Source organism: Streptomyces hamibioticus (assembly GCF_047946815.1).
GTDB lineage: Bacteria > Actinomycetota > Actinomycetes > Streptomycetales > Streptomycetaceae > Streptomyces.
The window spans coordinates 5,542,322-5,560,397 of sequence record NZ_JBKKQY010000001.1; the positions used below are offsets into that span (position 1 = coordinate 5,542,322).

At 70.5% G+C, this 18,076-nt stretch carries 16 protein-coding genes and 1 riboswitch; of the genes, 11 read left to right on the forward strand and 5 right to left on the reverse strand.

Features of this window, described 5'->3' with window-relative positions:
- Positions 1–135: 135 nt before the first annotated feature.
- Positions 136–345: a hypothetical protein gene (locus ACLGIH_RS25110; RefSeq protein WP_416527545.1), complete on the reverse strand. Its 210-nt coding sequence runs from the start codon at positions 343–345 to the stop codon at positions 136–138.
- A gap of 160 nt (positions 346–505) precedes the next feature.
- Here ACLGIH_RS25110 and ACLGIH_RS25115 point away from each other — a divergent pair, with 160 nt between their 5' ends.
- Complete coding sequence (locus ACLGIH_RS25115) at positions 506–1,480, forward strand: carbohydrate kinase family protein (protein ID WP_416527546.1); 975 nt, start codon at positions 506–508, stop codon at positions 1,478–1,480.
- Positions 1,481–1,611: 131 nt separating this feature from the next.
- Here ACLGIH_RS25115 and ACLGIH_RS25120 read toward each other — a convergent pair whose 3' ends face one another.
- The gene (locus ACLGIH_RS25120) at positions 1,612–2,988 is read right to left on the reverse strand and encodes a cysteine desulfurase/sulfurtransferase TusA family protein (protein ID WP_416527547.1); all 1,377 of its coding nucleotides are present in this window, start codon (positions 2,986–2,988) and stop codon (positions 1,612–1,614) included.
- A gap of 259 nt (positions 2,989–3,247) precedes the next feature.
- Between ACLGIH_RS25120 and ctaC the strand changes: the two genes are divergently transcribed.
- The 4 genes from ctaC (at position 3,248) to ACLGIH_RS25140 (ending at position 7,750) form a co-directional block, all read left to right on the forward strand.
- A complete protein-coding gene (gene ctaC / locus ACLGIH_RS25125) occupies positions 3,248–4,207 on the forward strand; it encodes an aa3-type cytochrome oxidase subunit II (RefSeq protein ID WP_416527548.1) in 960 nt (319 codons plus the stop codon).
- Positions 4,204–5,940, forward strand: a complete 1,737-nt coding sequence (gene ctaD / locus ACLGIH_RS25130; protein WP_416527549.1) for an aa3-type cytochrome oxidase subunit I — start codon at positions 4,204–4,206, stop codon at positions 5,938–5,940. Before ctaC ends, ctaD begins: the two co-directional genes overlap by 4 nt.
- Positions 5,937–6,335, forward strand: coding sequence for a cytochrome c oxidase subunit 4 (locus ACLGIH_RS25135; RefSeq protein WP_416527550.1), 399 nt, complete (start codon positions 5,937–5,939; stop codon positions 6,333–6,335). Before ctaD ends, ACLGIH_RS25135 begins: the two co-directional genes overlap by 4 nt.
- A 140-nt stretch (positions 6,336–6,475) precedes the next feature.
- Positions 6,476–7,750: a L,D-transpeptidase gene (locus ACLGIH_RS25140; RefSeq protein WP_416527551.1), complete on the forward strand. Its 1,275-nt coding sequence runs from the start codon at positions 6,476–6,478 to the stop codon at positions 7,748–7,750.
- Positions 7,751–7,765: 15 nt separating this feature from the next.
- Here ACLGIH_RS25140 and ACLGIH_RS25145 read toward each other — a convergent pair whose 3' ends face one another.
- On the reverse strand, positions 7,766–8,167 hold the full coding sequence (locus ACLGIH_RS25145) for a response regulator (protein ID WP_416527552.1): 402 nt from the start codon (positions 8,165–8,167) through the stop codon (positions 7,766–7,768).
- Positions 8,168–8,311: 144 nt separating this feature from the next.
- Between ACLGIH_RS25145 and ctaE the strand changes: the two genes are divergently transcribed.
- The 6 genes from ctaE (at position 8,312) to ACLGIH_RS25175 (ending at position 15,495) form a co-directional block, all read left to right on the forward strand.
- On the forward strand, positions 8,312–8,932 hold the full coding sequence (gene ctaE / locus ACLGIH_RS25150) for an aa3-type cytochrome oxidase subunit III (RefSeq protein ID WP_344608606.1): 621 nt from the start codon (positions 8,312–8,314) through the stop codon (positions 8,930–8,932).
- 66 nt (positions 8,933–8,998) lie between these two features.
- Complete coding sequence (qcrC, locus tag ACLGIH_RS25155; protein WP_416527553.1) at positions 8,999–9,808, forward strand: cytochrome bc1 complex diheme cytochrome c subunit; 810 nt, start codon at positions 8,999–9,001, stop codon at positions 9,806–9,808.
- Positions 9,805–10,878 (forward strand): cytochrome bc1 complex Rieske iron-sulfur subunit, encoded by a 1,074-nt coding sequence (gene qcrA / locus ACLGIH_RS25160; protein ID WP_416527554.1) that lies wholly within the window; start codon positions 9,805–9,807, stop codon positions 10,876–10,878. Before qcrC ends, qcrA begins: the two co-directional genes overlap by 4 nt.
- Positions 10,875–12,536 (forward strand): cytochrome bc1 complex cytochrome b subunit, encoded by a 1,662-nt coding sequence (gene qcrB / locus ACLGIH_RS25165; RefSeq protein ID WP_416527555.1) that lies wholly within the window; start codon positions 10,875–10,877, stop codon positions 12,534–12,536. The genes qcrA and qcrB overlap by 4 nt, the downstream gene beginning before the upstream one ends.
- Positions 12,537–12,667: 131 nt before the next feature.
- Positions 12,668–13,732 carry an anthranilate phosphoribosyltransferase gene (trpD, locus tag ACLGIH_RS25170; protein ID WP_416527556.1) on the forward strand — a complete coding sequence of 355 codons (1,065 nt, stop codon included), beginning with the start codon at positions 12,668–12,670 and terminating at the stop codon, positions 13,730–13,732.
- A gap of 77 nt (positions 13,733–13,809) precedes the next feature.
- Positions 13,810–13,926: riboswitch (SAM riboswitch) on the forward strand.
- Between the two features lie 180 nt (positions 13,927–14,106).
- The gene (locus ACLGIH_RS25175; protein WP_416527557.1) at positions 14,107–15,495 is read left to right on the forward strand and encodes an aminotransferase class V-fold PLP-dependent enzyme; all 1,389 of its coding nucleotides are present in this window, start codon (positions 14,107–14,109) and stop codon (positions 15,493–15,495) included.
- Here the strand turns inward: ACLGIH_RS25175 and ACLGIH_RS25180 are convergent.
- Positions 15,441–16,643 (reverse strand): glycerate kinase family protein, encoded by a 1,203-nt coding sequence (locus tag ACLGIH_RS25180; RefSeq protein ID WP_416527558.1) that lies wholly within the window; start codon positions 16,641–16,643, stop codon positions 15,441–15,443. The genes ACLGIH_RS25175 and ACLGIH_RS25180 overlap by 55 nt on opposite strands.
- Positions 16,644–16,655: 12 nt before the next feature.
- Positions 16,656–18,071 (reverse strand): SLC13 family permease, encoded by a 1,416-nt coding sequence (locus ACLGIH_RS25185; protein WP_416527559.1) that lies wholly within the window; start codon positions 18,069–18,071, stop codon positions 16,656–16,658.
- Positions 18,072–18,076 lie beyond the last annotated feature (5 nt).

Consider the following 18,076-nt stretch of genomic DNA (forward strand, 5'->3'; position numbering starts at 1 on the left):
ACAGCGATGGGACGCGGCGGGGGAACAACCGGTTCCCGAACGAGCGGGCGGGCCGCCCGAACGGCCTCCGTCTCGGCACCCGAACGGCCTCGGCCTCCGTGCCCGAACCGCCTCAACCTCCGGAACCGGACCGCCTCAGTCCCCGTAGTCGGACATCGCGTCCAGCAGCCGCGCCGACGCCGGCGGCACGGACACGCCGTGGATGAGCGAGGGGGAGACATGGAGCGGCAGCGCCCGTTCCATGGCCGGCCAGTGCGGCACCATCCGTGCGCAGTCGCCCCGCAGCGACGCCAGATCCCCGTCCTGGTCGGCCGGGGCGGGGGAGTGGAACTCGAGGTTCGTCATGACGGAACCGTAGGCACGCCCCGGCCCGCGAAGAAAGATCTACTATCGGGTAGTTTTCCCGCTTCGCAGCTCTTCGGAGCAGTTCAGGCCCTCTTCTGAGGCACCCGCGGACCCGGTAGCGTGAACTGTCAACCCACCTCCCCTGGAGAGAGTCCACGTCGTGCGCATCGCAGTCACCGGCTCCATCGCCACCGACCACCTCATGACCTTCCCCGGCCGCTTCGCCGACCAGCTCGTCGCGGACCAGCTGCACACGGTCTCGCTCTCCTTCCTGGTCGACAAGCTCGACGTGCGCCGCGGCGGCGTCGCGGCGAACATCGCCTTCGGCATGGGCCAGCTCGGCACCCGCCCGGTGCTGGTCGGTGCCGCGGGCTCGGACTTCGACGAGTACCGGGCCTGGCTGGACCGGCACGGCGTCGACACCGGCTCCGTCCGCATCTCCGAGACGCTGCACACCGCCCGCTTCGTGTGCACCACCGACGCCGACCACAACCAGATCGGCTCCTTCTACACGGGCGCCATGAGCGAGGCCCGCCTGATCGAGCTGAAGACCGTCGCCGACCGGGTCGGCGGCCTCGACCTGGTCACCATCGGCGCCGACGATCCGGAGGCGATGCTCCGCCACACCGAGGAGTGCCGCTCGCGGTCCATCCCGTTCGCCGCCGACTTCTCCCAGCAGATCGCCCGCATGGACGGCGACGAGATCCGGATACTGCTGGACGGGGCCACGTACCTGTTCTCCAACGAGTACGAGAAGGGCCTCATCGAGTCCAAGACCGGCTGGACGGACCAGGAGATCCTCGGCCGCGTCGGCCACCGCGTCACCACCCTCGGCGCGCAGGGCGTGCGCATCGAGCGGGCCGGCGAGGCCCCGATCGAGGTCGGCACGCCCGAGGAGGAGCGCAAGGCCGACCCCACCGGTGTCGGCGACGCCTTCCGTGCCGGCTTCCTCTCCGGTCTGGCCTGGGGCGTCTCGCTGGAGCGGGCCGCCCAGGTCGGCTGCATGCTGGCGACGCTCGTCATCGAGACGGTGGGGACGCAGGAGTACCAGCTGCGCCGGGCGCACTTCATGGACCGCTTCACCAAGGCGTACGGGCACGATGCCGCGGCCGAGGTCCAGGCGCACCTGACCTGATCCTCGCGTTCACGGCCACGCGACCGCCTCGGCCGGTCCGCCGCCGTCCGTCGCCGTCCGCGGGTGTGCGGGGCTGTCCGCCCACGCGGCGGAGCCGCACACGGACACAGCCCCGCACCCCGTGAGGTCCCTCAGCTCGCCCGGCGGACCAGGTAAGCCGTTCCGCCGTCCGCCGGCTCCTCCCCCACGTACTCCTGGCCGCGCATCGCGCACCACGCCGGGATGTCCAGGCGGGCGGCCTCGTCGTCCGCCAGGACGCGGACCAGGCCGCCCACCGGCACGTCCCCGATCACCTTGGCCAGCTCGATCACCGGGATCGGGCACAGCTTGCCGAGCGCGTCCACGACCAGGGCGTCCCCCTCGCCGACGGTCGCCGGCGCCGGCGACCCCAGCTTCTCCCGCACCCCCGCCACCGCGCCCGGCAGCACCTCCAGGAACCGGTCGACATCCTCCGCCGGTGTCCCGGGCGGCAGGGAGACACGCACGTTCCCCTCGGTCAGCACCCCCATCGCGCGCAGCACGTGGCTCGGTGTCAGCGTGCTGCTCGTGCACGACGATCCGGATGAGACGGAGAAGCCCTCCCGGTCCAGCTCGTGCAGCAGGGCCTCGCCGTCGACGTAGAGACAGGAGAAGGTGACGATCCCCGGCAGCCGCCGTTCCGGCGCGCCCACCACCTCCACGTCCGGCACCAGTTCCGGCACCCGTGCCCGCACCCGCTCGGTCAGCTCCCGCAGCCGCGCCGCCTCCCGGTCCGCCTCGGCGCGCACGGCCCGCAGTGACGCCGCCGCGGCCACGATCGCCGGCAGGTTCTCGAAACCGGCCGACCGGCCCGACTCCCGCTCGTCCACCGGGCCTTGCGGCGCGAACCGCACCCCCTTGCGCACGGCGAGCAGTCCGACCCCGGGCGGCCCGCCCCACTTGTGCGCGCTCGCCGTGAGCAGCGACCAGTCGCCCGGCACCGGCCCCCAGCCCAGCGACTGGGCCGCGTCCACCAGCAGTGGCACCCCGGCCGCCCGGCAGGCCTCGGCCACCGCCGCCACCGGCTGCTCGGTGCCCACCTCGTGGTTGGCCGACTGCAGACAGGCCAGCGCCGTGTCCGCGCGGAGCGCCGCCGCGTACGCCGCCGGGTCCACCGCCCCCGTCCGGTCCACGGCCACCTGGGTCACGGTGCCGCCGCCGGCCTCGTGCACCTCCGCCGCATGGAGCACCGAGGAGTGTTCGACGGCTGACACGATCAGGTGACGCCCGACCCGCGCCCGCCCGGCCAGCGCCCCCGCGATGCCCGTGTGCACGGCGCGCGTCCCGGACGAGGTGAACACCAGCTCGTCCGGCCGGCACCCCACCGTCTCGGCGGCGGCCTCGCGTGCCGCGTCCAGCAGCATCCGCGCCCGCCGCCCCTCCCGGTACAGCCGCGCGGGATCGGCCCATCCCTCGTCGAGCGAGGCCACCAGGGCCTGCCGGGCGACGGGGTGCAGGGGAGCGGCGGAAGCGGCGTCGAAGTAGCCCATACGGCAACGCTAGACGCCCGGTCACCCGGACGCCGCCGAGGGGCGCGCGCGACTGCGCGACCAGCCGCGGACAACCCGCACCCGCCAAACCAGCGAACACCCCGGGCTACTAGGCCCCCCTCCTCGCGAACCCTCGGAGAGCGTCGGCTAGGGTTTGGTCCGCATAAACATCCAAACCCCTGCCCGACGCAGGGCGGCGACCGACCAGCGAGAAGGCCGCAGCCGATACGCGCGGGCGAGACTCTCGGGAAGGCGCTACGTGAGTCCCAACGGCTCCGACCGCTCGCCGCGGCGCCCGATGCGGCGGAAGCTGCTGCAGGCACTGACCGCGGGCCTGGTCCTGGCGACCGCCACCGGTTGCACATACGAGGACTTCCCCCGCCTCGGCATGCCCACCCCGACCACGGAAGAGGCTCCGCGGATCCTCTCCCTGTGGCAGGGCTCCTGGGCCGCCGCGCTCGCCGTCGGCGTGCTGGTGTGGGGCCTGATCCTGTGGAGTGCTTTCTTCCACCGGCGCAGCCGCACCAAGGTCGAGATCCCTCCGCAGACCCGGTACAACATGCCCATCGAGGCCTTGTACACGGTGGTTCCGCTCGTCATCGTCTCGGTGCTGTTCTACTTCACCGCCCGCGACGAGTCCGAGCTGCTCAAGCTCAAGGACAAGCCCGACGTCACGGTCAACGTGGTGGGCTTCCAGTGGAGCTGGTGCTTCAACTACGTCGAAAGCGTCCAGGGATCCTCCGGTGACGCGACGAAGTCCAAGGAACTGGCCGCGATCCCGGACCGGTTCAAGGAGGACTTCCCGGCGAACGCCGGCGGCGTCTACGACTGCGGCATCCCCGGCACCCGGAACCCGCAGACCAACAACCCGGGCCCGACCCTCTGGCTCCCCAAGGGCAAGAAGGTCCGTTTCGTCCTGACCTCCCGGGACGTCATCCACTCCTTCTGGGTGGTGCCGTTCCTGATGAAGCAGGACGTCATCCCGGGCCACACCAACGCCTTCGAAGTGACCCCCAACAAGGAGGGCACGTTCCTGGGCAAGTGCGCCGAGCTGTGCGGCGTGGACCACTCCCGGATGCTGTTCAACGTGAAGGTCGTCTCCCCTGAGCGCTACGAGCAGCACCTCCAGGACCTCGTGAAGAAGGGGCAGACCGGTTACGTTCCCGCCGGCATCGCGCAGACGAGCCACGAGAAGAACCGGGAGACGAACCAACTGTGAGCATCCTCAACGATCCCCAGGGTGCCGCGGCAGCAGGGTCCCACTATGAGGACGAGCTGCCGGTCCGGCGCCAGAGGCGCGGCGAGATCGTCGTCAAGTGGCTGACCACCACCGACCACAAGACGATCGGCACGCTGTACCTGGTCACGTCGTTCGCGTTCTTCTGCATCGGCGGCGTCATGGCGCTCTTCATGCGCGCCGAGCTCGCCCGGCCGGGTCTGCAGATCATGTCGAACGAGCAGTTCAACCAGGCGTTCACGATGCACGGCACGATCATGCTGCTGATGTTCGCGACGCCGCTGTTCGCCGGCTTCGCGAACTGGATCATGCCGTTGCAGATCGGTGCGCCGGACGTGGCGTTCCCGCGGCTGAACATGTTCGCCTACTGGCTCTACCTGTTCGGCTCGCTGATCGCGGTGGGCGGCTTCCTCACCCCGCAGGGTGCGGCCGACTTCGGCTGGTTCGCCTACTCGCCGCTGTCCGACGCGGTGCACTCGCCGGGCATCGGCGGTGACCTGTGGATCATGGGCCTGGCCTTCTCCGGCTTCGGCACCATCCTCGGCTCGGTCAACTTCATCACCACGATCATCTGCATGCGCGCCCCGGGCATGACGATGTTCCGCATGCCGATCTTCACCTGGAACGTGCTGCTGACCGGTGTGCTGGTCCTGCTGGCCTTCCCGGTCCTGGCGGCCGCGCTGTTCGCCCTGGAGGCGGACCGCAAGTTCGGTGCGCACATCTTCGACTCGGCCAACGGCGGTGCCCTGCTCTGGCAGCACCTGTTCTGGTTCTTCGGCCACCCAGAGGTGTACATCATCGCGCTGCCGTTCTTCGGCATCGTCAGTGAGATCATCCCGGTCTTCTCCCGCAAGCCGATGTTCGGCTACACGGGTCTGATCGCGGCGACCATCGCCATCGCGGGTCTGTCGGTGACGGTGTGGGCGCACCACATGTACGTCACGGGCGGTGTACTGCTGCCGTTCTTCTCCTTCATGACGTTCCTGATCGCCGTCCCGACCGGTGTGAAGTTCTTCAACTGGATCGGCACCATGTGGAAGGGCTCGCTGTCCTTCGAGACGCCGATGCTGTGGTCGCTGGGCTTCCTGATCACCTTCGTCTTCGGCGGTCTGACCGGCGTGATCCTGGCCTCGCCGCCGATGGACTTCCACGTCTCGGACTCGTACTTCGTGGTGGCCCACTTCCACTACGTGGTGTTCGGCACGGTCGTCTTCGCGATGTTCGCGGGCTTCCACTTCTGGTGGCCCAAGTGGACCGGCAAGCTCCTCGACGAGCGCCTGGGCAAGATCACCTTCTGGACGCTGTTCATCGGCTTCCACGGCACCTTCCTGGTCCAGCACTGGCTGGGTGCCGAGGGCATGCCGCGCCGGTACGCGGACTACCTCGCGGCCGACGGCTTCACCGCCCTGAACACGATCTCGACGATCGCCTCGTTCCTGCTCGGCATGTCCCTGCTGCCGTTCTTCTACAACGTCTGGAAGACCGCCAAGTACGGCAAGCCGGTCGGCGTCGACGACCCGTGGGGCTACGGCCGCTCCCTGGAGTGGGCGACCTCCTGCCCGCCGCCGCGCCACAACTTCCTCACCCTGCCGCGGATCCGCAGCGAATCCCCGGCGTTCGACCTGCACCACCCCGAGATCTCCGCGCTCGACCAGCTCGAGAACGTCCCTCAGGGTGAGAAGGCCCTCGCTGGCGGCAAGGAGGCCGGCAAGTGAAGATCCAGGGCAAGATGTTCATGTGGCTGAGCGTCTTCATCCTCGTCATGGCGATCGTCTATGGCGTGTGGTCGAAGGAGCCGGCCGGTACCACCGCTCTCTTCCTGGCCTTCGGCCTGGCGATCATGATCGGCTTCTACCTCGGCTTCACGGCCAAGCGGGTCGACGTGGGCGCGCAGGACAACAAGGAGGCGGATGTCGCGGACGACGCCGGCGAGGTCGGGTTCTTCAGCCCGCACAGCTGGCAGCCGCTGTCCCTGGCCATCGGTGGCGCGTTCGCCTTCCTGAGCGTCGCCATCGGCTGGTGGCTGATGTACTTCTCGGCTCCGCTGGTCCTCATCGGCATCTGGGGCTGGGTCTTCGAGTACTACCGCGGTGAGAACCGCACCCAGTAGCACAGGGCGCACGCCCGAGGGGCCCGGACACTCCGTATGGAGCGTCCGGGCCCCTCTTTTGCCCTCGTTCGCCGGACAGGAAGTCCCCCGTCCGGACGACTCGCCGTGCCGCGGTTGACGGAAGTTCCTAGCGTGAGGTCATGAGCCACAACGTTCACTTCCAGGCGCGGGGGCGCACCGTCGTCGGCTGCACGCTGCTGGTCGTCGCCCTCGGCGTGGGCGCGACCGGTTGCAGCGACGACGGCAACCCGCTGGCGGCGGCGCCGTACGACGCGGCCGACCAGGTCACCTTCAGCGGTCCCACCGGCGGGGGCGGGAAAGCCGACCCGGACAAGCCGCTGGAGGTCGTCGCCGAGGACTCGGACGGGCGGATCACGGACGTCACGGCCGTGGACGCCGCAGGACGCCATGTGGCGGGCGAACTCTCCGCCGACGGCTCCCGGTGGCACAGCACCTCACCGCTGGCCGCAGGCGCCCAGTACACGGTCCGCGTGAGCACCGAGAACGGCGAGGGGGCGCCCGGCCGGAAGGTCCTCACCTTCGAGACGGGCACACCCAGCACCAAGAAGCGGCTGAACGTCACCTTCGGGCCCGAGGCGGGCACCTACGGCGTCGGCCAGCCCGTCACCGCGGAACTGAGCGAGCCCATCCGGGAACCCGCCCAGCGCAAGGTCGTCGAGCGCGCCCTCAAGGTAGAGTCCACGCCCGCCGTGGAGGGTGCCTGGCACTGGGTGGACGACAAGAAGCTGCACTACCGCCCCAAGGACTACTGGCCCGCGCACGCCACCGTGCTGGCCCGCAGCACGCTCGACGGCATCAAGGTCGGCGACCGGCTCTGGGGCGCCCCGGCCAAGCCCCTGGAGATCAGCACCGGGGACCGGGTCATCGCCGTCACGGACGCCTCCGCGCACACGATGACGGTCTACCGCAACGACGAGGAGATCAAGCGGATCCCCGTCACCACGGGCAAGCCCGGCTTCGAGACCCGCAACGGCGTCAAGGTCGTGCTCGGCAAGGAACGCTTCGTACGCATGCGCAGCAGCACCGTCGGCATCGCCGAGGGCTCCTCGGAGTCGTACGACCTCCCGGTCCACTTCGCCACGCGGGTCACCTGGAGCGGCGAGTACGTGCACGCCGCCCCCTGGTCGGTGGGCTCCCAGGGCTCCGCCAACGTCAGCCACGGCTGCGTCGGGATGAGCACCGCCAACGCCGAGTGGTTCTTCGACACGGTCCGCGAGGGCGACCTGGTCCAGGTCATCAACTCCGACGGCAACCTCATGGAACCGTTCGGCAACGGCTTCGGCGACTGGAACATGGACTGGAAGAAGTGGCGCACGGGCAGCGCCCTGACCGGCACCCACCCGAACGCCCCCACGCCGGAGGACGCGGCACGACTGCGCCCCACGGCGGTGTAGCGGCGGATCGAGCCCCTAGGCGCTCTGCAACCGCTGCTGCCGCAACAGCGAGGCCAGCGCCGAGGCGAACTCCACCGGTTCCACCGGCAGGGGCACCGCGGCCTCCGCCCGGCTCCACGTCGCCAGCCACGCGTCCTGCGGACGCCCGATGAGCAGCAGCACCGGCGGGCACCGGAACACCTCGTCCTTGATCTGCCGGCACATGCCCATGCCGCCCATCGGCACGGCCTCGCCGTCCAGCACACAGACGTCGATGCCGCCCTTGTCCAGCTCCCGCAGCACCGCGGCCGGGGTCGCGCATTCCACGAACTCGACCACGGGCGCGTCCGGAGCCGGCCGCCGGACCGTCGCGAGCCGCACCTGTTCGCGGGTGTTGGAGTCGTCGCTGTAGACCAGCACCGTGGCGGTCGGCTGCATGCTTCCTCCGTGACGTCAGCGTCGTAAGGACGGGCCGTTGGGCGGGATGCTACTCCCTTGAACACCACGTCAACACCGCCCCGGAACAGGGAGACACTCCGAACGGCACCCCCCGGAGTGAGGGCGGGATAAGCGACCGACATAATGTCGGTCGTGGCGACAGCAACGACAGTAGAAACCGGGCACGCGCACCCGTCGGTCAATCGGCCGAACCTCACCAGCGTCGGGACCATCATCTGGTTGAGTTCCGAGCTGATGTTCTTCGCGGCCCTCTTCGCGATGTACTTCACCCTGCGATCGGTGACCGGCCCGGACTTCTGGTCCGAGAAGGCCGACGCGTTGAACTTCCCGTTCTCCGCGACGAACACCACGATCCTGGTGCTCTCCTCCCTCACCTGTCAGCTCGGCGTGTTCGCCGCCGAGCGCGGTGACGTGAAGAAGCTCCGGATGTGGTTCATCGTCACCTTCATCATGGGTGCGATCTTCATCGGCGGTCAGGTGTTCGAGTACACCGAGCTGGTCAAGCACGAGGGCCTGTCGCTCTCGTCGGACCCCTACGGCTCGGTCTTCTACCTGACCACCGGCTTCCACGGCCTGCACGTGACGGGCGGACTCATCGCCTTCCTGCTGGTCCTCGGTCGCACCTACGCGGCCCGGAGGTTCACCCACGAGCAGGCGACCGCCGCCATCGTCGTGTCCTACTACTGGCACTTCGTCGATGTCGTCTGGATCGGCCTCTTCGCCACGATCTACATGATCAAGTAACCGCGGTCCGCTCCCGCGCACATCCCAGAAGCATCGACGCAGAAGATCCTGACACCGGGGTAATCCGTGAAAAAGCTCTCCGCACGACGACGCCATCCGCTGGCGGCACTCGTCGTCCTACTCCTCGCGCTGGCATGCACCGGGGGGCTCTACGCCGTGTTCGCGCCCGCGGACAAGGCGCAGGCCGACGAAACGGCCCAGTCCCTCGCCATCGACGAGGGCAAGAAGCTCTACGCCGTCGGCTGCGCCAGCTGTCACGGCACCGATGGTCAGGGCACCACCGACGGTCCCAGCCTGGTGGGCGTGGGTGCCGCGGCCGTCGACTTCCAGGTGGGTACCGGCCGTATGCCGGCCCAGCAGCCGGGCGCGCAGGTCCCCCGCAAGAAGAACATCTACTCCCAGGCCGAGATCGACCAGCTCGCCGCGTACGTCGCCTCCCTGGGCGCCGGTCCGGCGATCCCGACCGAGGCGGAGTACGGCCCCGAGGGCGCGGACATCGCCAAGGGCGGTGAGCTGTTCCGCACCAACTGCGCGCAGTGCCACAACTTCACCGGCCAGGGCGGCGCCCTCACGCACGGCAAGTACGCACCGGACCTCTCGGGGGTCTCCGCGAAGCACATCTACGAGGCCATGCAGACCGGCCCGCAGAACATGCCTTCGTTCCCCGACACCGCGCTGACGGAGCAGAACAAGAAGGACATCATCGCGTACCTGAACGCGGTCAACGGAGAAGAGACCGTGGACCCGGGTGGTCTCTCCCTGGGCGGCCTCGGGCCGGTCAGCGAGGGCCTCTTCGGCTGGATCTTCGGCCTCGGCACCTGCATCGCCGTCGCCGTGTGGGTCGCCGCTCGGACCGCAAAGGCCAAGAAGTCATGAGTAGCCAAGACATTCCCGAAGAGAACCTGCCGGCGAAGCAGTCCGCAGGGCACGACGAGCACGCGCACGACGCGGTGAAGCGAGCGGACGACGAGAACCCGTTCGCCGACCCGGGCCTGCCGCCCCACGAGCACCGGATCCAGGACATCGACGAGCGGGCCGCCAAGCGGTCCGAGCGCACGGTCGCCCTGCTGTTCACGGTGTCCATGCTGGCCACCATCGGCTTCATCGCCGCGTTCGTGGCGATCCCGCACGACAAGTCGGTCTACGTCTTCCCGATCGGGCACCTCAACGCGCTGAACTTCGCGCTGGGGCTGACCCTGGGCGCGGCCCTGTTCTGCATCGGCGCCGGCGCCGTGCACTGGGCGCGCACGCTGATGTCCGACGTGGAGATCGCCGACGAGCGTCACCCGATCGAGGCCTCTCCCGAGGTCCGCGCCCAGGTCCACGCCGACTTCAAGCAGGGCGCCAAGGAGTCCGTGATCGGCCGGCGCAAGCTGATCCGGAACACCATGTTCGGCGCCCTCACCCTGGTGCCGCTCTCCGGTGTCGTGCTGCTGCGCGACCTCGGCCCGCTGCCCGAGGACAAGCTGCGCCACACCCTGTGGTCCAGGGGCAAGCTGCTCATCAACCAGAACACGCACGAGCCGCTGCGTCCCTCCGACATCACGGTCGGTTCGCTGACCTTCGCCATGCCCGAGGGCCTGGACGAGCACGACCACGGCTTCCAGAACGAGATCGCCAAGGCCGCCCTGATGATCGTCCGGCTCGAGCCGGAGGACATCAAGGACAAGCGCGAGCTCGAGTGGTCGCACGAGGGCATCGTCGCCTACTCGAAGATCTGCACCCACGTCGGTTGCCCGATCTCCCTGTACGAGCAGCAGACGCACCACGTGCTGTGTCCCTGCCACCAGTCCACCTTCGACCTGTCCGACGGCGCCCGGGTCATCTTCGGTCCCGCCGGTCACGCCCTGCCGCAGCTGCGCATCGGTGTGAACGACGAGGGTTACCTCGAAGCGCTCGGCGACTTCGAAGAGCCCGTCGGTCCTGCCTTCTGGGAGCGCGGATGAGCACTACACCGAACGAACCGAGTACGTCTGCCGCCGGTGCGGCGGGCCGCTCGCGCGGGAAGGCACCGGCCGGCGAACGTGTCGCCGACTGGGCCGACGGCCGGCTCGGGATCTACTCCCTGGCCAAGGCCAACATGCGCAAGATCTTCCCGGACCACTGGTCCTTCATGCTGGGCGAGATCTGCCTCTACAGCTTCATCATCATCATCCTCACGGGTGTGTACCTGACGCTGTTCTTCCACCCGTCGATGAACGAGGTGGAGTACCACGGCAGCTACATCCCGATGCAGGGCCAGCTGATGAGCGAGGCCTACAAGTCGACGCTCGACATCAGCTTCGACGTGCGCGGCGGTCTGCTGATCCGGCAGATCCACCACTGGGCGGCGATCATCTTCCTCGCCGGCATGTTCGTGCACATGATGCGCGTCTTCTTCACCGGCGCGTTCCGCAAGCCGCGCGAGATCAACTGGCTGTTCGGCTTCCTGCTGTTCGTCCTCGGCATGTTCACCGGTTTCACCGGCTACTCGCTCCCGGACGACCTGCTCTCCGGCACCGGTGTCCGCTTCACGCAGGGCGCGATCCTGTCCGTGCCGATCGTCGGCACGTACATCTCGATGTTCCTGTTCGGCGGGGAGTTCCCCGGTGACGACTTCGTCGCCCGGTTCTACTCGATCCACATCCTGCTGCTGCCGGGCATCATGCTCGGCCTCGTGGTGGGCCACCTGATCCTGGTCTTCTACCACAAGCACACGCAGTTCGCGGGTCCCGGCAAGAACAACAAGAACGTCGTCGGCATGCCGCTGCTGCCGGTGTACATGGCCAAGGCCGGTGGCTTCTTCTTCCTGGTCTTCGGTGTCATCGCCGCCCTCGCCGGCATCGCGACGGTCAACCCGATCTGGAACCTGGGCCCCTACCGGGCCGACCTGGTCTCGACCGGCGCCCAGCCGGACTGGTACATGGGCTTCGCCGAGGGCCTGGTCCGCGCCATGCCGGGCTGGGAGATCAACTTCTGGGGTCACACACTCGTCCTGGGCGTGTTCATCCCGCTGGTGATCTTCGGTCTCTTCCTCGGCGTGATCGCTCTGTACCCGTTCATCGAGTCCTGGATCACCGGGGACAAGCGCGAGCACCACATCCTGGACCGGCCGCGCAACGCCCCGACCCGCACGGGCTTCGGTGTCGCCTGGATCACCGCCTACATGATCATGCTGATCGGCGGCGGCAACGACATCGTGGCCACGCACTTCCACCTGTCGATCAACGCGGTCACCTGGTTCGTCCGCATCGGCTTCTTCGCCGGTCCGGTCATCGCCTTCGTGATCACCAAGCGGATCTGCCTCGGCCTGCAGCGCCGGGACAAGGAGAAGGTGCTGCACGGCCGCGAGTCGGGCATCATCAAGCGCCTGCCGCACGGTGAGTTCATCGAGGTGCACGAGCCGCTCAGCCAGGAGCAGCTGCACAACCTCACGGCGCACGAGCAGTACCGGCCTGCCGAGATCGGCCCGACGGTCGACGAGAACGGTGTCGAGCGCAAGGTGAAGGGCTCCGAGAAGCTCCGCGCCAAGCTCAGCCACGCGTACTACGGCGAGGGGAACCAGATCCCGAAGCCGACTGTCGAGGAGTACAAGGAGATCACGAGCGGCCACGGCCACCACTGATCCTCCGCGTCGCCACACCCTGCCAGGGGCCCCGTCCGGTGTTCGGACGGGGCCCTTCGGTCTGCCTCCGGGTCGATAGGGTGGGCTCAGGTCCCTTTCCACTGGTTTTCCACTGCATTCAGGAGCGGCTGATGAGCGCTGTGACCCCCGCTGGAGGCGACACCACGGCGGACCGCTCCTGGCCCGCCCTGCTGAACGGGCTGCTGGACGGCCGGGACCTGTCCGCGGACGACACCGCCTGGGCGATGGACGTGATCATGCGCGGTGAGGCGACCGACGCCCAGATCGCCGGGTTCGCGGTGGCGCTGCGGTCCAAGGGCGAGACGGTCGAGGAGATCAGCGGCCTCGTCCGCACCATGTACGAGCACGCCAATGTGATCGAGGTGCCGGGGGACACGGTCGACATCGTCGGCACCGGCGGTGACGGCGCCAAGACGGTCAACATCTCGACCATGTCCGCGATCGTCGTGGCCGGCACCGGCGCCAAGGTCGTCAAGCACGGCAACCGGGCCGCCTCCTCGGCCTCCGGCGCCTCCGACGTCCTGGAGAAGCTGGGCGTCAACCTGGAGCTGACCCCGCGGCGGGTCGCGCAGGTCGCCGAGGAGGCCGGGATCACCTTCTGCTTCGCCGTGAAGTTCCACCCGGCGCTGCGCCATGCCGCGGCGGCCCGCGGCCAGCTGGGCATCCGGACCGTGTTCAACTTCCTCGGCCCGCTGACCAACCCGGCCAAGGTGCGCGCCCAGGCCATCGGCGTCGCCGACCCCCGGATGGCGCCGATCATCGCCGGCGTCTTCGCCGACCGCGGCAACTCCTCCCTGGTCTTCCGCGGCGACGACGGACTCGACGAGCTGACCACGACGGCCACGTCGAAGGTGTGGGTCGTGCGGGACGGCAAAGTGACCGAGGAGACCTTCGACCCGCGCGACGTCGGCCTCGAACTCGTCCCGGTCGAGGCGCTGCGCGGCGCCGACGCCTCCTACAACGCGGACGTGGCCCGGCGGCTGCTGAACGGCGAGGCGGGCCCGGTGCGGGACGCGGTGCTGCTGAATTCGGCGGCGGCCCTGGTGGCACTGGAGCCGGGCGAGGGTCCGCTGACGGACCGGCTGCGGGCCGGTATGGCGAAGGCCGCCGAGTCGATCGACTCGGGGGCGGCCGGGCGGGTCCTGGAGCGCTGGGTGGCCGCCAGCCACGCCTGACCACCCGATGCGTCGTACGTCCCGCGATCCGGACCCGGGTTGCGGGACGTCGATCTCTTCGCGTACTTTCCTGTCCAGGTCATGAGCGACAGCCACAAGGCCCCGGCCGGCTGTCCGGCAACCCTCCGTCCGTGGCGGGGTGCCCCGGGTGAAGACCGGGTCGTGAGCAGCAAGGCTCACGTCAAGCGCGGACCCCTCGCACGCTTGGCAAAGCGTGGGGCCAGGGGTCCTGGTCGTTCGAGGGAGCCTTCCGTGAATCAGCGAATGCGCTAGGGCCGCAGAGCCCCGCCTCCGCATCCCCTTTCCCGATGTGCCGCGCTTGAGCGTCTGCCGCTCGCGCGGCGCTCTCCGCACGCCTTTACGGGAGTTCCGCCATGTCTGTCACCACCGCTGCCGCCGACCAGTCGCTTTGCTGTGAAATTTCCGGACCGCTGCCCGTTCTGGGGCAGGACGTCACCGTCCCGCTCGTCACCGGTGGCGAGGTCACCTACGCCGCGCTCGACTACGCGGCCAGCGCGCCGGCGCTCCAGCGGGTCTGGGACGACGTCGCCGCGTACGCGCCCTACTACGGCAGCGTGCACCGCGGCGCCGGGTACCTGTCGCAGCTGTCGACCGACCTGTTCGAGAGCGCCCGCCGGACCGTCGCCGAGTTCCTCGGCTGCCGGGACGGGGACCAGGTCGTCTTCACCCGGTCCACCACCGACTCCCTCAACCTGCTCGCCGCCGCGCTGCCGGCCGGCTGCCGGGTCTTCGTCTTCGAGACCGAGCACCACGCCTCGCTGCTGCCCTGGCGGAACGCCGACGTCACCTACCTCGACGCCCCCCGCACCCCGGGCCAGGCCGTGCGGGCCCTGGAGCGCGCCCTCGCCGACCGCGAGCCGCACGGTCCCGCCCTGGTCTGCGTCACCGGAGCCTCCAACGTCACCGGCGAGCTGTGGCCGGTGCGCGAACTGGCCGCCGCCGCGCACGCGCACGGCGCCCGGATCGTGCTCGACGCCGCCCAGCTCGCCCCGCACCACCCCGTCTCGGTGGCCGACCTGGACGTGGACTGGGTCGCCTTCTCCGGGCACAAGCTGTACGCCCCCTTCGGCTCCGGCGTGCTGGCCGGCCGCGCCGACTGGCTGCGCGAGGCCGAGCCGTACCTCGCGGGCGGCGGCGCCAGCCGCAGGGTCGGCCGGCGCGCCGACGGGGGAGTGGACGTCGAGTGGCACGACAGCGCCGCCCGGCACGAGGCCGGTTCGCCCAACGTCATCGGCGCCTACGCCATCGCCTCGGCCTGCAAGGCGCTGACCGAGGCCGGGTTCGACACGCTCGTCGCCCGTGAGCGGCAGCTGATCGCCAAGGTCCGGGCGGGGCTCGCCGACGTCCCCGAGGTGCGGTTCCTCTCCCTGTTCGGCGACGACGCCCCCCGCGTCGGCGTGCTGTCCTTCGTCGTCGACGGCTGGAACAGCTCCCACTTCGCCGCCGCGCTCTCCGCCGAGTACGGCATCGGCGTCCGGGACGGGCTGTTCTGCGCCCACCCGCTGCTGCGCACCCTGCTCGGCAGCGACCCGCAGACACAGGGCGAGTGCGGGGCGCCGGAGGCCGCGCCCGGCGAGAAGTCGCTCAACGCCATCCGGGTCAGCTTCGGCGCGGGCACCCCGGACGAGCACGTGGAGCGGTTCGTGACCGCCGTCCGCGAGCTGGTGCGGGAGGGCGCCAAGTGGAACTACCGCACCGAGGACGGCCGTTGCGTGCCCGACACCTCCACCGCGGCGGCGTGAGCCGGTAGCCGGGCGCCCAGCAGGATCATCCGCAGCGCCCGCTCCGTGGCGTCCGTCAGCAGCTCGGCGCCCCGCACCAGCGCCTCCGCCAGGGCCATCGGCGCGGGCAGGATGCCGTGGCACGCGTCCACGCCGGGCACCTCGTGCGCGCCCTCGCCGAGGGTGCCCGCGAGGGCCAGCACCGGACGCCCGTAGAGCTTGGCGCGCCGGGCGACCTCGGCCGGCACCTTGCCGCGCGGCGTCTGGTGGTCCAGGGCGCCCTCGGCGGTGAGGACCAGGTCGGCGCGGGCCAGACGGGCGTCCAGGTCGAGCTGGTCCAGCAGCACCTCGAAGCGGGGCAGCAGCTGCCCGCCCAGGGCGGCCAGGCCCGCGCCGAGGCCGCCCGAGGCGCCGGTACCGGGGCCGCCGCGCAGGTCGGTGCCGGCCGGGGCGAGGTCGCGGGTGAGGACGTACGCCCAGTTCTCCAGGCCCGCCGAGAGCTGCTCGACCTGTGCCGGGGTCGCGCCCTTCTGCGGGCCGAACACCCGGGCCACGCCGCGCTCGCCGCACAGCACGTTGAACGGGTTGCAGGCGGCGACCAGTTCGACGTCACGCAGGCGGGGGTCGAGGCCGGACGGGTCGATGCGGGCCAGCCGGGTCAGCTCCCGGCCGCCGGGCGGCAGTTCGAAGCCGTCCGCGTCCAGCAGCCGGGCGCCGAGGGCCTGGAGCGCGCCCGCACCCCCGTCGGACGTGCCCGAGTCGCCGCAGCCGACCAGGACGCGCCGCACGCCGGTGTCGAGCGCGGCCCGGATCAGCTCGCCGACGCCGTAGGTGGTGGTGGCGCCGGGGTCGCGCAGGGCGCGCGGCACCAGGGTGAGGCCCGCGACCGCCGCCATCTCCACCACCGCCGTGTCCCGGGAGCCGAGCAGCGCGAAGTGGGTGCCGACGGTGTCGCCGACCGGGCCGGTGGCGGGCAGCGCCACCAGCCGGCCGCCGGTCGCGGCGGCCAGGGCCACGGCGGTGCCCTCGCCGCCGTCCACCAGCGGGACGCGGTCGATCTCGGCGTCCGGCAGGACGCGGCGCACACCGGCGGCGATGGCGTCGGCGGCGGCCTGGGCGGACAGGGACTCCTTGAAGCCACTGGGGGCGACGACGACACGGTTGAGCACGACGGGACTCCTTCAGCGGGTCACGGGAACGCCGAGCAGCGGCCAGACGGCGGCGGCGAAGAGCAGGACGAGCCCGGCCGTCAGCGGGGCGAGGACCGCCGACAGGCGCAGCAGGTCGCGCGGGGTGTAGGTGGGGGTGCCGGGGATGTCCGAGAAGAGGGTGACCGGCTTGGCGGAGGCCGGCAGGGTGTGGCAGAAGCCGGCGGCGGCGGTGGAGGCCAGCGCGGCGGCGACCGGGTTGACGCCCGCGCCGACGGCCGCGGCGATCACCAGCGGCACCAGCACCGAGGAGCGGGCGGAGCGGGACTGCAGGACGAGGTGGGCCGCGGTGCTGACCGCGACCACGACGGTGAGGAAGACGGCCGGTCCGATGTCCGAGGGCAGCCCGGACACCAGCCATTCGGCCGCGCCCGAGTCGGAGAGCGCGACGCCCATCGCCATCGTCGCGGCCATGAACAGCAGCAGCGACCAGGGCACCGTCTTCAGCGCGTCCTTCAGCCGTACGGTGCCCAGCGCGGGGGAGGAGGCGACGACCGCGCCGATCAGGGCGACGACCGCGGGCGGCACATGGTGCAGCGGCTCGCTGCACCACAGGACCACCACGGTGGCCAGCAGCAGCGCGCAGAGCTTCTCGGGCTGGGTCCAGGGGCCGGTGACCGGGCTGTCGCTGTGCCGCTGTATCTCCTCCGGCGTGATGCGCACCGGGCCCTCGCGGTCCGCCCGCCGGGTCGTCGTCCACAGCACCGCCTCGGCGGCCAGGTGGGAGGAGGCCACGGCCAGCGGCAGGCCCAGCAGCAGCCATTCGGTGAAGCCGATCCGGTCGCCGGTCGTCTCCCACAGCACCGAGACCGTGATCAGGTGCGCGCCCGCGCCGATCAGCGTCGCCACCGCCGACAGCAGGATCACGGTCGGGAACAGCAGCGCCAGCATCACCACCAGCCGTCTGCGGCCGGCGAGGGCCTTGGCCAGCGCCAGGAACACCGGCAGCGCGAGCGCCGCCCGGCCCGAGGTCGCCGGCACCGCGAACGCCGTGACGACCAGCGCGGCGGTGGTCAGGTGCACCAACTGCCGTACCGTGCGCGCCCCGGTGACCAGGAACGCCGCCGCCCGCCCCGCGAGGCCGGTCCGGGTCACCGCGGCGGCCAGCACGAAGGCGCAGATCAGCAGCCACACGGTGGAGTCGCCCAGGGTGCCGAACAGGGTGTCGCTGCTGATCACGCCGGTGGTGGTCAGCGCGAGCCCGGAGCCGAGCGCGATGTAGGTGTCGTCGATCGGCGTACCGATCCAGGCGCAGGTCGCCAGCGCGAACACGGCGAGGGTCAGGCGCGCGTCACCGCTCAGGCCCGGGAAGTTGGCCGGAACCACCAGCAGCGCGCACAGCGACAGCGACACGCACAGGGCCACGGTCAGACGGAGGTTCAGCGTCACGCCAT